The sequence below is a fragment of the Mycobacterium sherrisii genome (assembly GCF_002102355.1).
In the GTDB taxonomy this organism is placed as follows: Bacteria; Actinomycetota; Actinomycetes; order Mycobacteriales; family Mycobacteriaceae; genus Mycobacterium; species Mycobacterium sherrisii.
In genome coordinates this window covers 59,925-74,408 of the sequence record NZ_LQPT01000029.1, presented here as the reverse complement: position 1 = coordinate 74,408, position 14,484 = coordinate 59,925, and the positions used below count along the sequence as shown (strand labels likewise).

The 14,484-nt window shown below is 64.6% G+C and carries 3 protein-coding genes; all 3 read right to left on the bottom strand.

Annotated elements, in window-relative coordinates:
- On the bottom strand, positions 1-12,721 hold a 12,721-nt coding region (locus AWC25_RS06090), incomplete at its 3' end, for a scabin-related ADP-ribosyltransferase (protein ID WP_085166486.1).
- A 47-nt stretch (positions 12,722-12,768) separates the two neighbouring features.
- Positions 12,769-13,983 (bottom strand): WXG100 family type VII secretion target, encoded by a 1,215-nt coding sequence (locus tag AWC25_RS06085; RefSeq protein ID WP_069399813.1) that lies wholly within the window; start codon positions 13,981-13,983, stop codon positions 12,769-12,771.
- A 3-nt stretch (positions 13,984-13,986) separates the two neighbouring features.
- Positions 13,987-14,451: a YbaB/EbfC family nucleoid-associated protein gene (locus AWC25_RS06080; protein WP_069399814.1), complete on the bottom strand. Its 465-nt coding sequence runs from the start codon at positions 14,449-14,451 to the stop codon at positions 13,987-13,989.
- Positions 14,452-14,484 lie beyond the last annotated feature (33 nt).

Sequence of the window (14,484 nt, the reverse complement as noted above, 5' to 3'; positions counted from 1 at the left end):
CACCATGCGAAACCACACCCCCACGACCCTCAGACACACCACCCGAACCCAGCGCACGCCCCACCTCCCCTCGCTCGCGTTCGACATCTGCGCTAGCAGAGGCGTTTTCGGCTGCTGTGTCGAGCTGGGACTGCGAATGCAACGGCGGGGCCGGGTCGTCGTTCTCGCGTGTGGCGGGGAATGGCTCCGCCGACCTGTCACCCGTTGGCTGCACCCGAGAACCCGGTTGGGCCCGATGCTCGTGTGCGCCAACACCGGTCGGCGACGGGCCGTCTGACGAGGCCGTCCGTGGACCGTCCGAGACAACACCATCGTTGGCCGACCGCCTCTCCGCCTCGGTGACGGCCGAGTCGATCAATCGCTGCGGCGTGTCCCCGCCTTCGTCGTCGCGAGGTTGCACGTCGGTGGGCTCAGCGACCGGGGACACGAGTTCGTCGTCCGCTCCCGGCTTCCGCGGCGCGCTGGCCGGGTCAGATTCCGGGAGGTTAGTCGGTGGCTCCTCGGTTTTTTGGATGAGATCGCGGGCGGGCCGCTCCTCCGGCGCAACGCCAGACGACGACGTTGTGACCGGGTGTTGCGAATCTTGCGGTCCGACAGCTGGTGTGGGCTCCGAGACGGCCGTTTCATGCCCAGGGTCCGACTCAAGCTGCTGCAGGTCATCCGGAATGACGGGGTGGGTTTCAGATTCGGGGATCAGGATCGGCCCGTGGAGGTCTATCGGTGGCAGCTCGCGGCTTCTGCCCATGTAGTGCACGGTCAGGGAGACGCTGGTGGAACCTTCGAAAACCGCGTACGAGCGGGGGAATTTGGCGTTGGCTGAAACCCGCGCCGTCTGGTTGAAAATGCTTGCAGTGCGCCGACGGCCCGTCGCGCCGACACCGCCCAGCACACTGCCCTGTGAGGAGGGGTGGCGCCAATGCGGGCCGAACAGCACCCGCGCGCCCCCTTCGCGGGTCTTGATGGGCTGGCGTAACAGGGCCCGCGTGACGTCATTGACCACATACGCGTTCCCTCCCTTGTGTTCAATTTTCACGAAGTTGAGCTCTCGCACATTAGCCCGACCGGTGATGCGCACTCCGGCGTGTCGGAGCAGTTCTACTCCCTCGCCGTCTTTCACTCGGGTCATCGCCCCGAGTCTGCTCGCCAGATGCGTGTCGGTGAGGTAGGAATGCACGCGTCGATCGAGTCGTGTAATGCTGAGTGACTTAGTGTGTTTGAGTAGTTCTTCGCGGAACTCGGCGCCATTGGTTAGCTTGCGGATGATGGTGTCGCGGCTCAGTCCGCGCGGGGGCAAGTCGACATCGTCATGGTCCGCGGCCTGAGCCGCGCGGTTACCGGGATCGTTCGCCTGGCCGTGCGCCTCGTCGTTGTGGACGATTCCCGCGCGGGGCGCATATACCTCGTGCTCCTGACGGTCGGTCGGCGACTCGCGAGTGGTGAACTCGACCTTGGCCGTCGCGGTGCGACTGATGGAGTCGCCGCCGAACTGCAATCGTCGGCCCGGCCGGCTCAGCGTGGCATCTATGGTCGCCGTCCCAACATGGGTCAGCGTGGGAACCTTTTTGCGAAAGAGGTTGCCGGTAACCAGGTTTTCTGTGCGCGCATGTACTGCCTCGGTGCCGATCCCACCGGTCAGGCGCGCCTGCGCCGACACGTTCACCACATCGACTCCGGGCAGCATGTCTCCCTGGAATTGGACATAGCCCTGCCAGCTATCCGACTTGACGTCGGAAACGCCCGCACCTAGCGACTTCTGGCCTCCGCTGTAGAACTCGGTGGCGGCTTCGGAATCTGCGACGTTCATGCTGTCGAGTCGAGCGCCGAGCACGGCCTTGCCACCCCGCACCGACTTCAGTTCAATAACCCGGTGGCCGCCGCGGCTGTAATCTCCCAGCCCGCGTTGGACGGCCATGGTCTTGAGATGCCCGGCGAGTTCAGCTCGCACCGCTGGCCATTTGTCGCCAAAGACCACAGTTCCCTCAGTGGTCATCGAGTCGAGGATGTGTGCAGCGACCAAATCCTCTCCGGCAGTACGCCCTTGCCTGACGCCGACCGGTGCGTCGGTGTGAGCGCTGGACGGCCGCTCGATGAGTGGCCGGATCTTTACGACGGTTTGATCGACCCTCAACCCTCTGGACACGGCCACGGACCTGTTGCTGTTACCGCGGCCTTCGCCGTCCGTCGACCTGATATCGATCGCAGTCGGCGAATTCTTCGGGTAGGAGAAGGTCCCAGTGAGCCGAACTGGTTGTGGCGCTTCGGGAACGCCAGTCAATCGCTTGGCCAGGCCGTGCTGTTCGTAGCGGATCTCGAAGCGGATGGGCTGCCGGAACAGGTTATGTTCCTCAGTTGTCCGGACTCGCACCGGAACCCGGTGGTCGGTCTCGGCGGTGAAGTTCGGGAAGTCGACATTGCCGAGGTGGCCCAGACCCCGGTCGGCGTGATCGAGGTCTGCTCGGGGGGCTAACGTCCTGGTGCGGGTGAGCTGAGCGCTCACCGAGCCGTGCGGCACCGGGATTTGGATCCGGCCGCCGGCAACCTGGCGCACGGCCTCGCCGTAAATGTGCCCAGTCGAGCCCTGCGACTCGGTGGACAGATCAGTTTCGAATTTCTTGGCGCTGCCCACATACGTGACGTCGTTGGGGTGGGTGCCGCGAACCGGCCGCACCTTGACGGTGAGCTTGCCGCCGAGCATCGTGATGTCGTGACTCCACTCCTGCCCGGATTCGTGGGTCAGCCGGGCAAGAAGAACGTTGGGGCCGAAGGCATCCGACACACCGGCCATCGCCTCGTCGGCCGAATTGCCAAGGGCAGGAGTGAGATCCTGACGGATGGCCTCCAACAAGGCACTGCTGGGATCGATACCGACCAACATGTCGGAGGGATGCCAGCCCTCCTGGAAAGCATGTGCAGGTGGCCGCGGCGCGTCCTTGACGGGCGGCGCTGTCCAGTCCAGTTGCCGCACGGGGTGAGGCGCGGGCGGAGGCACCGTGCTGGGAGCAGTATCTGGGGGCAACGTGTCCCCCGGGTCAACCGGCGGTGCATCGACGGAATCCTGACGCTGCTGGTTGCTGTCAGAAGTGTCCCTGCGCTGTCCCAGGAGCGGCGTCGAACTGTCCACGGTGCTGCGCCGCTCAGGGCCGGTGTCGACCGTCCCTTCACCGCTGAGCACGCTTTCGACGGTCCCTGAGCGGCGCAAGGCCGGCGGCATCCAACTGGCCCAGGCTCCTTCCGTGCTATCGACGGTCGCCCGGCGATGCGGAATCAATGGCGTCGTACTGTCGGCGGACTGTTGGCGGGATGGCGCGCCACTGGCCGGATCATTGGTCAGCGGATACGCATCGGGGTTGTTCCGGCTATCTGGGTCGGCAGCAAAACTGACGTTCTCGCCCCGTCTCGACTCTGCCGGATTGCCCGACGGCACATCCCGAGGAGGCTTGGGGCGTGGTTCATCGATGAAGCCGGTGGGAACAGACCGCGTGAAAGAGGGGGGCAGCGACGCGTCGTGCGTGCGCGAGCCCTGCAGCTCGGTGAGCGGGATCGCGATCTCGACGGGGAACAGACCCGACTCGTGGACGGTGGCTTTCGGCCCGGCCATTGTGCCGTCCAGGCGCACCCAACCGTCGAAGATGGCCATTGGTTGCGTGAATTTGGTTGCTACGGCGACGCGTTCCTGGTTGCGCACCCTGTCGCCGTCCCGAGAGGTTCGGTTGGTGCCGAAGATTGCCTCACCCAGAACTGCGCCGTCGTCGAAATCCCCACCGCGTCCGCCGAGGGCACCTTGCGTGGAAATCTGCTTGTTGCGATCGGTCGTTTCCGCCAGTCCCTCGGTGAGCTCGGCACTGGGACTGGACAGTGTGTTGATCACGCGGCGAAAGGTGAGCTGCTCGAAGTCTGCGGTGAAAGAGTCGGCGCCCTTCGTGCCATGTCCGGGGCGGCTCAGCGGGCTGTGCTGCGACATCGGCTCCAGCGAGGCGCGAACTCGGTTGAGGTGATACCACGACGTCACGTCTGAACGAATGTTGTTCCAACCGGTGTTACCGTGCGCCCGACGTCCCATTGAATCGAGCATTCCGTGGAAGCCGCTCAAGTCCAGATTGGTGACCCGGTCCATGCTGCCCAGGCCCCGCAGAGGCGCCGTGTCCGTATCGCGACCACCACGCGGAATATGTTGCGGCGCAGGCCGATTACCAGTCAGCGCGCTCCTGGCGTTTTGGCGGCCTCCGGCGCCGAGAAGACGTCGCGGTGATTTGGAGATTGAGTTCCGGTCGGCTGGGGGCTCACCCCAAATACGCTTCGGCGGCGCCCACACCTCCTTGCCCCGGTAATCCGTGATCGGGTCGGTCTCGGCCTGCTCCATCAACACGTCAAACCGGCCACGGGTTTCGTGCACCGCACCCTCGAATGGCCCGTCAAGTCGACTTGGTGAGACCGTGTCGGGCGCGTGCATCTCGAACCGCAACCGAACCTGGCCATGCCACGCTTGTCCGGGCGCTGGATTTTTCAGCGTGCTCCGTACACGCAACTGGCGGCTAGCGGTCTCGTTCTGCCCCTGGCCCCGGGTGAAAGTACCATCAGCACCGCCGCTGACTTGGCCGACATCGCTACCGCCTTGCCCACGAAGTCTGCCCAGCGTTGGCAGCTGCGCCGACCAGGTCACCACATCTTGGCGCACCTGCGAGGTGTCGGTTTCGGTGCCGAAGTGAAATTCGGTCTCCTTGGTCTTGCCGGTCGCGCGCATCATCGGCCGCGGGCCTTCGTGGTTGGTGTCAACGGCCGGCGGATGTGTTTTCGACGGGGTGCCGAGCGGCTCGATGAAGGCGTGCACCTCTAGCCGCGCGCCGGGGATGTCAGCGAAGTGGAGGACCAATGGCTGTTTGTTGGTCATGGGATGCAAATTGGCCTGCACGAGCTCGACCGTGAGCCAACTACTGGTCTCATTCATGGCCAGACGAGCCCCACGATCGCCGTACGCCTTCGTGAAGGCGGTGCGCATCGGTTCGCTGGTGACGAACTCGGGAATGGTCTGCGGTTGTGGATTTGGGGTTCGCTGCTCATGTTCGCCCGGCTGGGCCGGATGCTGATTCGCCGTGTCCGGCGAGGCATTTCGCGACGTGTCGCGCCGCGCAGTGTTGACGTCGTCGTCGGGTAACAACCAGAAATTGGTGACGACGTCGGAGCCGTTCAGTGCGTGGGTCTCATGCACCCGTGGCGGGCCGCTGGACTCCGGCTTGACGTTGCTGGCTTCCCCGGATAGCGGACCAACGGTGTCACGAGCCTCGTCAGCATGCTCATCGATGCGATCGAGCACGTCGCGGGTGGGGACAACGACCTTCGTCCGGTACGAGACGTCGTGGGTGCGTACCTCGGCGGGCGAGGTAAGCCGATAAGTGATGACTCCTCTAATCTTTCCGTGGAACCGAGTGCCTGGCTCGGCGGTTTGGCCACCGCTGATCTGGCGGTCCGCACGTTGATTGGTCAGAGCTGAGTCGTGTACCCGTGCCCCTGTCGCGGCGGCGGTCTCACTCACCTTCGAGTTCGCGATGTTCCCCTGGACGACAGCGTAAAGCTGGTCTCGCCATTCAGCGAACCCGCCGACGGTGTTGGTGGAGTCGGACGTGTGCTCGAACTCGTAGGTCCCTACATCCTCCTTATAACGCAACGTGGATTGCTCGGATGCACCGTCTAGCTCGAGGGTGATCGTTAGGCGGCGGCCACCGGGGAGATTGACGACCCGGCTGACTGTTTGACCACCGCGCAACATCCCTGCGGCCTTGGGCTTAACGCCGTCATCGGAGAACAGCGCGGTGAGCTGCTCGCGATTCCCTGCCCATACTTCGTCGCCGCCCAGATCCCGTACCACGCCCTCGATGTGTTTCAGCCCTGCGTCGTCAGAGCTGAATTCCTCGATCACGTCGATTCCGCCGAGGGTCAGACTGTCGCCGATCCGGGCCGGCAGTTGCGGGTCCGGATCGGGTTCGTCGGGTTCTTCGAGCGTTACGGGGTCTGCCTTCGGCTCATCAACCCTGGACGGACCGGCCTCCGGCTCAACAACCTTCGCCTCGTCAACCTTCGGCGACTCAGCCTCCGGCTCAACAACCTTCGCCTCGTCGGCCTTCGCCTCGTCGGCCGTCGGTGGGTCCGCCTTCGCCTCATCAATTTTTGGCTCAGCGGTCTTAGACGTATCACCCTCGGGCACGACGGCTTTCGTCTCGCTGGCCGATGCGGCTGTCCGCTGCGGATCCACGTCGCCGTGCGCCCGCGCTGGCAGCGGGGCGCCGACGGGCGGTGCGTCCGTCGGATCGGGGTCTTCCTGAGGAAGCCCATGCAAGACATCCTCTGATGAATCGTGCGCATCGTCGGACGCAACCCGCTCCTCCGGCGCCTCAGGTTCGGGTAATCCAAGCAGCGCCGCTGCTTCGTCCGATTGGCCCCAACGCAATGCCGTCGCAATTTCACCCACGGAGAAGCCACCGGAGAACAGATGGGTCATCGACGGCATATTCACCGGCCGGAAGCCATTGGCTTGCAACAATCGCGGCAACAAGAAATAGACATTCAGGCGGCCACTACCGTCGTGGAACGGGTGCATCATGTGCAGTGTCCGTACCGCACGTGCGATAGCACCCAATGTTTGACGTTCCGATCGAGCAGCGCCGACTTCCTGGTAGTACCGGTCAAACACCTGATTCACCAAGTCAGGTACCCGGTCTGCGCGGTATGCCGTTGTCAGCAGAGGGTTCCCGTTGCGCAGCGACCAGTGAACCACCATGTTGTGGAGTTCGTCGTCGGACATCTCATCGAGGTCCGTATCCGTCAACAGCGGACTGTCACCGATCCGCTCATCCCATACGTCGTCGGCGATCTCGCGCATCCCGACATAGTAATTTGCGCTGTTGCCGCCATCCGAATCCGTGAGTCGGAATCCGTGCGATCGACCCGCGGCCTCAGCCGCAGTGCGGGCCGACGCAGTAACCATATGGAACATCCGCTGGTATTCCTGCCAGTCGATCCGGCGCGCCATCTCCGCGGGCACGTCGAGCACGGATCGATACGCATCCTCCATGTCCGCCTGAAAACCAGGGGAATTCTGACTGTCGTACAACCTGCCGGGATTATCGGGGCGCTCGTCCAGCGCGGTGCCGTGATCACTCGCGGCGATGTACATCAGCCACCAATCTCGTTGCGGCACAACCTCACCGAGTCTGATTGCCCGGCCATCCGATACATCTGTCCACGCAACGTCATCGAGGCTTCTGAGCCAGTCCCGCGCAGCCTCGTTCACGCGATAAGTGGGATTCTCGATTTGTTCCTGATGGTCGTCGTCCCCGGTCTCTGACGCCGAATCGGACTGATCGTCTGGACCGGAATCGGTCTGTCCATCAGACTCGGACCGCTCATCGGTCCCTTGCGACCCCAACTCATCGGAAAAATCGAAGTCATCGGAGTAATCGGACTCGTATCGTTCTTCGCCGTCCCCGTCGCTTAGCGCGGAGTCGTCCGTCCTGTCCGAACCGTGGCCGCTCGTCTCGGTGGAGGGCGTATGCGTACGTGACGGACCTGCAGAGTGTGCGATTGAGGCGGCGTCTGAGCGCTGTCCCCGCTCATCCACGTCGGCCGGCTCGTCGATGTCGGTGTGCGAACGCGCCGACGGGTGCGTCCCCTCCGCTTGCGGTCCGTGGACCGGCGGTGGCGCCTGGCGCGCGGGCTCGGTTCGAGCTGCGTGCGCACTCGAATCGTCTTCGGGGGCAAACGTTGAGCCACGCTCGGGTTCATTGAAAAGGTCAGACCCGAACCGCGAAACCGCCTCACCAGCGAAATCCGCAGGATCAGGAGAGTCGCTCACGTCCCGTGGATTCACGGTGTGCCGGAGCTGACGTTGATCGCCAGCGGAACTTCGCGACCCCTCTGCTGTTTCAGAAGGCAAGGAGCCCAGCACATCTCGTGGCGGCGGGTATGCATTGCCATCGAGATCTGACAGCGAGTCCGAGTCCTCCCCCGCCAGCCCGAATTCCATTTCGTCGACATCCGAGTTCGATCGGAAAACGAGACTTCTTCCACTGCCCGGTGAGGACGGGGCGTCGTCGTCTCGTACGGTCCCTAGCGGCACATGGGGCGCGTCATTGGGTCGATCGGGATCGAAATTCGGATTCGGGTGCAATTCGGCGAACCGATCCCCGGGGGGATCGTCGGCCCCGACACGTCGATGCAAAACCTCCTGCGCCCCGACGATGTTCTCGCGCCTGATCCCACCGGGAAAGGCGATCTCTCGCTGATAGGCATCCGGGTGAAGGCCTTCGGTTGCATTGACGTCGATACCACCCGGCGCGTCGATGGTGTAGAGGAATACCTGACCTTCTTCGTTGCGAAGGAAGCTCATATCGATGTTCGGATGGCGTGCGGTGGATAAGAAATTCACCGCCTCATACATATCTCGAACGATTGGCTCGCGGGTTGCGAAACCATCCTCAAAGATGATGTCGGGCGAACGGGTGTCATAGCGGAACAGCAGATCGTTGTCGCTGCGAAAGACGGTGGAACCGGTACGCCCGTAAATTCCGACACCGACCAGCGGATCGACGCGGGGATTATGTTGAGCACTAGGCCGCGGCGCGGGCAGCGGGTTGTCAGCCATCTGGGTCCGTAACCCTTCCCAGCTAGCAGCCAAACCCGGGTGCAGTGGCAGATCGCCCACCTCATCCACCGGGACCCAGCGCAATTGCGTGCTCTCGTGATTGGCCGCGGTGTCCAACGCATACGGCGCATCCGCGATCACCGTTGTGTACGTCCAATCGATGCCGGGTGCCCTGGCCGTCACCACCGGTGCACGCACGGTAACCAAATCGCCACGCAATCCGGTCTCTTCGCGCGTCTCCCGAAGAGCCGCCTGCTCGACCGTCTCCTCAAGCTCACGGGCACCACCCGGCAACGCCCAGGTGCCTCCCTCGTCGGTCCACTCCGCGCGTTGTTGCAATAACACCGCCAATGAACCGTCCGGCCGTCGAGCCCGCAACAACAATCCCGCGGCACCGTAGCGGCCCCAGTGGAAATTACCGTCGGCGTCCACCACCCACTCATCACCGCTGGTCCGGCCCGCACCGGATTCCCCACCCTGAGCCGACAAGGCCGGACGCAACGGACCCCGCTCGTCAGGATCCGTCGGCCGCCCGTCAAGATGGGCACGGTAACGCTGCATTAACGCATCGGGGTCCAATCCCAACCGCCGCAAATCATGTTGTGCCACAGCCAACAACGCCCGGGCACGACCCCGCGCGCCCTGGTCTGCAGGATCGGCGGTCTCATGGGCATTGAACGCCGCCGCAAACGCGTCCCATGCCTCCCGCGGGCTCGCCGGCGCACCCGGGCGCAACCGCTCGCGTGCCGCACTGTTCAGCTCCGTGCCGTCCCGGTCTAGGTCCTGTTGCCAAATATCGCGCTGTTCGGGCGACATCGGAGGAAGAGGACCTTCGGCTCGGTCTACATTCTCGTCAGCAAACGGATCACGCTCGAGTTCGTTGACAAAATCGGGCCCGAACCGCGAAACCGCCTCACCATCGAACTCCGAAGGACTCGGCGAATCACCAATTTCCCGCGGGGGCAAGGTGTGCCGCAACCCTCGACCACCAACAGAACTTTGCGACCCCTCGGGCTCGCCAGACTCCCCGTCGAGACCATGTATCGGCCGATCATCGCGACCGGCAACGTTAGGCACAGGGGCGGGCCGCTCACCCTCAGGCGCCGTTCCCACGAACCATTCTTCGACGGGATTACCGGCGCGGTCCAGGCCAGGCGGCCAAGGCGTGATGGTGCCGTGCTGTCCATCGAGAGCATGTACCTGTTCGCCGTCGAAGAAGGCGTTGAAACTGTGCTGCTGGCCTTTTCGATATCTGATGGCCACTACGGTGTGTGCGCCTCGCCCCTGAGCCATCAGGCGACCGGCGATGTCGTCGGGGGTACTACGGGTAAAGGGCAGGCCGGTGGCCGTTCCGAGCTCATCGCGGGTCAGCTCGTGGTTGTGCCGACCACCGTCGAGTAGGTCGCCCACGTAGGCGCGCCCAAAGCTGGGTATGCCGGACAAGCGGTCATGCACCGCAATGGTCGCGGGGGCACAGTTCGCCAGTCGTGGTCCTTCGGGTGCAACCGCAGCGTCGCCATCGTGGTTGACGTCGCCGATCCATTCTCGGATCTCTTCAATTGAGCTGTCCGAGTGGGGAAAAGGAGTCGACCGCGCACCGTCGGACGGGTGCGCAGCGGCATGCTCGCCGCCTTCGCTGCCCGGGCGCGAGCGGGTGGTCGACCCGCCATCTCGCGGCGGCAACCCGTGCAGCAGGTCGCGCGGATTGACCGAGCGGGTAGCGACGTCATCGGCCTTGCGGGCAACCGCATCGCCTTTCGCGCCCGATTCGGAGGAACCGGCGGCGCCGCTCGCGGAGGCGTGGCTGGGCTGTTCCACCGGCACCTGGCGCGCCGTGTCCTTGGGAGCGTCGGTGACGTCGGGCCTGGCGGGCGGGGGCGCCGTCGACCGCGTAATCGGTTCGGCCCCGGGCCCCGTCTCCGGGATTGCGGCACGGGCGCCGGTACCAGACGCGGTCTCCTCGGCGGCAGGCATTGCGGTGAGTCGATGCGCCGGCGCTTGAGGATCGTCGATCGACACCGCGACGGACGGCTGCGCGTCCCGGTCCTGAACATCGCCCCCTTGTTCGGATCCGGCCGAAGGTGCCTCGTCGACCTGTAGCACGTTGTCCGGCGTTTGGTCACTGTGCGTGATTCCCGGATTTGCTTGTGCCGGAATAGGTTCAGGAGACGGCTCGGCGCCGCGAGGCGGTGGTGTGTCGAATGCGGGCTGCGACGTCGGGGGCCCATCGGATTCGCTGGATCTGATCGGTGCCGTGGCTTCCGCGGTGCCGCCACCCATGCTCACCGACTCGTCGTCAGTGCCGACGCGGGCTGCCGTGGACCCACGGGAGTCCACCGCGGGACCAGTCGCAGTCCGCGCAACCGCCGGCGAATTCGACACCGGGCCACGGGAAGCACTCGCAGCACCCGGCGACTGCGGCCTGCCCTGTCCCGTTTGGGTGGAGCTCGAACTGCCCCCGTGGCTACCGGAACCGGACGGCCGAGCGCCGCCCGCGCCTTCGACCGCGCCGCCCCCGGACGACGGCGCGGATGTGCGAGAGGTGTTCGCGGTAGCGGATGCCGAGCCTCGTGCGGAGCCGTTTTGTTGGCGCGTGCCGGCGGCATCGGTGAGCGAAGACGACGGCTTCGTCGCGTTACCGGGATTCGGCTGAACAGCATCGGTCGACCCGCCGCTTCGCCCTTGCCCGTTGGCGGTCCCAGGCACCGCTTCGGCTGGCTGTCGTGTGCCGTTCTGATTTCCGGACCCGTTGCTTGACAACACATTTCGGTCTTGCACGGGAGACGCGTCGCTCGTTTCGGGCGGCGGCGTACCGTTCGTGCGGGGGTCCGGCGGTGCGCCGTCGTTCGACGGTCCCGGCGACCTCGCGGGGCTCTCCTCGGTCGACTGTGCGCGGCTGCTGTTGGCGTCATCGTTGGTGGCACGGTCGGCACCGTTGTTGGTGGCACTGTCGGTGCCGACCTGGTGACCTGAATGACCTTGCGGTCCAAGGCCCCTCGTCGTGATGCCGTTGTCGAAGTTGATGGGAGGGGCAGCAAAATCGGGATCGTCTAGAGACTTGAAATTGATATCGCCACCGTCGTCGCCGATTACTGTGTCCGTGTCGGATCCAAAGTCGGATCCGATGTCGGTGTCGGTGTCGGTGTCGCTGTCCGTGTCGCTTCCGCCGTGGTCGTCCGAGTGCTCCTTTGCACCGTGGATCCCTCCCGAAACGGCACCGCCGGCGGCACCGCCGAAGATGTCCTCGGCGTTCAAGCCGCCGCCGGTGGCGACCCCGCCGGCGACGTTGCTGATTGCGCCGACCCCGAAGTGCGTGACACCGCCCTTGGCAGCCTTCCCGAGGATGGTGGACGGATCGCCGATCGCGTGCGACAACAAACCGTGTGCAACGGCACCTACCGCCCCGCCAACCACGGCACCGAGAGCAATCTCGCCGACTTGCCCCCAGTCAATGCCGTTGCGTACGCCCTCCTTATCCTGGTACAGCTCGATGAGCAGGTCTTGAACGACGCCTATCGCGGCTCCCGTCGCGGCGCCGACCGCGGCGTCCTTAAGCACCTGACGCAGAGTGGTTTTGGCCACTGTCTCCGCCGCTGCGGTGAGAAGTCGCTTCACCAGTTGAATCGCCAGCTGGCGCACCACCGCTATGGTGATCGCTTCGATTGGCGGGATCCACGCCAGCGACGCACCGAAGGTCCACTCGACTGAGGACAGAGCATAGGCGATTTCGCCCGCCGCGATAGCCAGCGTACTCAGAATCTGTAATTTGGTGTACTGGATCTGCGCGCCACCATTTTTGGCCAGATCGCCCAGCGCGGACATGGAACTCGCGAGATTCTGGATAGACGTATCGCCGGAAAGCAACGTTTGAAACTGCGTCGCCACGCCGCCGGCGGTCTGGCCTGTTACTGCAGACGCCGCTTGCGCTTGAGCCTGTTGCAGTTTCGGGACAACGTCGAGCATCTGTTGCGAGGACGCATTCCAGTCATCGCTGATTTGGAACATGGCCGTTTCGTCGCCCTTCGGCCATTTCTCACCCGCAAGGTATGCGACCCACTGCAGGCCGGCCGGAATCTCAATGCCCATGCGTATTGGCCCGGTGCGTCAATTCCACGACTCGCGATCGTGCATAGTCAGTCCGCCGGGTCGGGCGGCACCGTCCCTGACGGCGGCGTACCCGCGGGGGCGGTGGGACTCGTCGGCCGCCCGCCATGGGTTGTCGCCTGCATCACCGCGCTTACCCCTTCCCCGGCCGGCTCGGCCAGCTGTTCCGCGAGTTCGACCAGTGCACCGGAACCCAGTCCCGACGCCGGCGTATTGGCCCACGGCACACTGCTTGTCAACACATTCCCCTCCGTGACCGCGGGCTGGGTCGGGATAGTGGGCTGAGCAGGAATAAGGGGTTGGGAGGGCACGGTGGCGTCAACTTGGGCCGTCGGCTGACCCCACGCCGCGGGCTGCGCGGGAACGGACGGCTGCGCCGGCACCGTGGGCTGCGCGGGGATAGGGGGTTGCGTAGCAAAGGCGGCCTCAACCGGGGCGCCCGGCTGCGCAGGAACCGCGGGTTGCGCGGGAATAACGGGCTGTAACGGGCTAAGAGTGGGCTGCGCCGGAACCGCGGGTTGCGCGGGAATAACGGGCTGCGCCGGAACCGTAGGCTGCGTCGTCGCGAAGGCGGCCTGAACCGGGATGGCCGGCTGCGCCGGAACCGCCGGAATAGCCGGCTGCGCCGGAATGGCCGGCTGTAACGGGCTAAGAGTGGGCTCCCCCGGAATCGCGGGCTCCGCCGGAATAGCGGGCTGCGCCGGGATTTCGGGCAAAAGACTTCCTGTCCTGGGGGTTTCAGGCAATACGGTCCGCTCCGTTGCGGTCAGCTCGCCTGTACCACCCGTCCCGCCACTCAATAGCACGTTCCCCGTGCCCGATCCACCTGAGCCGCCTGATCCACCCGAGCCACTCCCGCTACCGGAGCCGCCGTCGCCGCCACCCGAGCCGCTCCCGCCGCCGGATCCCCCAGTGCCGTTGACGGTCAACACTTGTCCCGTTCCGCTCGGTTGTTGGTCCTGGTGTTCGAAGTTGCTCGCCGCCGAGTTCAAAGATTGCGACAGGGCATCGAGCTGCTGGATGGTGGCGTTGATGGACTGATCCACCTGGTCGACTTGCGCGAGGTAACCGTTTGAACCGTTAGCGAACTGGTTTCCGGTCGAGTCGTTGCCCCATGGCGACCCCAACGCCGACAGCTGCCCCTGCAGTGTGGAGAGAACCTGCCGCATCTCGGCACTGACGTCGGCGACATTTGCAGCCGCCGTCTGCAGTTGACCGATGTCGACATTGAGCGAATCGGTCATGGGTCATCTCCTCACGGTCGGGTAAGACGGTTGGTTGTAGTTGCCCTCGTCGCCATCGTCGGAACGTGTCGGCGGCGGCGCCATGGAGGTTAGGCTGGATAGCAGATCACCGAAGTCGGGTGCGTCCTCGACAAGACCAGACAGTGACGAAAGCTCCTGGCGCCGTTCGGTTATCGGCGCGAGAAGGGCGGCCGCCTGTCGTTCGATCTCGCGCGCGGCATCCTGCGCGGCAGCAGTGATGTAGCCGCCCAGCTCGGCGAACTCGAACTCGTCGAGATACGCCTCGTCGATGACAGTCTTGGTCACCATGCGCTGCGCGTCGACCGTTATCTCAACAGTTCCATCCGCCGCGGTGGCCGTGGCGGTCAACGTCGCCCGTCGCTGCTGCATGACGTTGAGATCTCGCATCTGCTCCTGGACCAACGACAGCACGTGGTTGAAATCCTGACTGATGGCGTCGTTGCTCACTTGGGTTTCCTTTCGACAACGGATTTCGAAGCG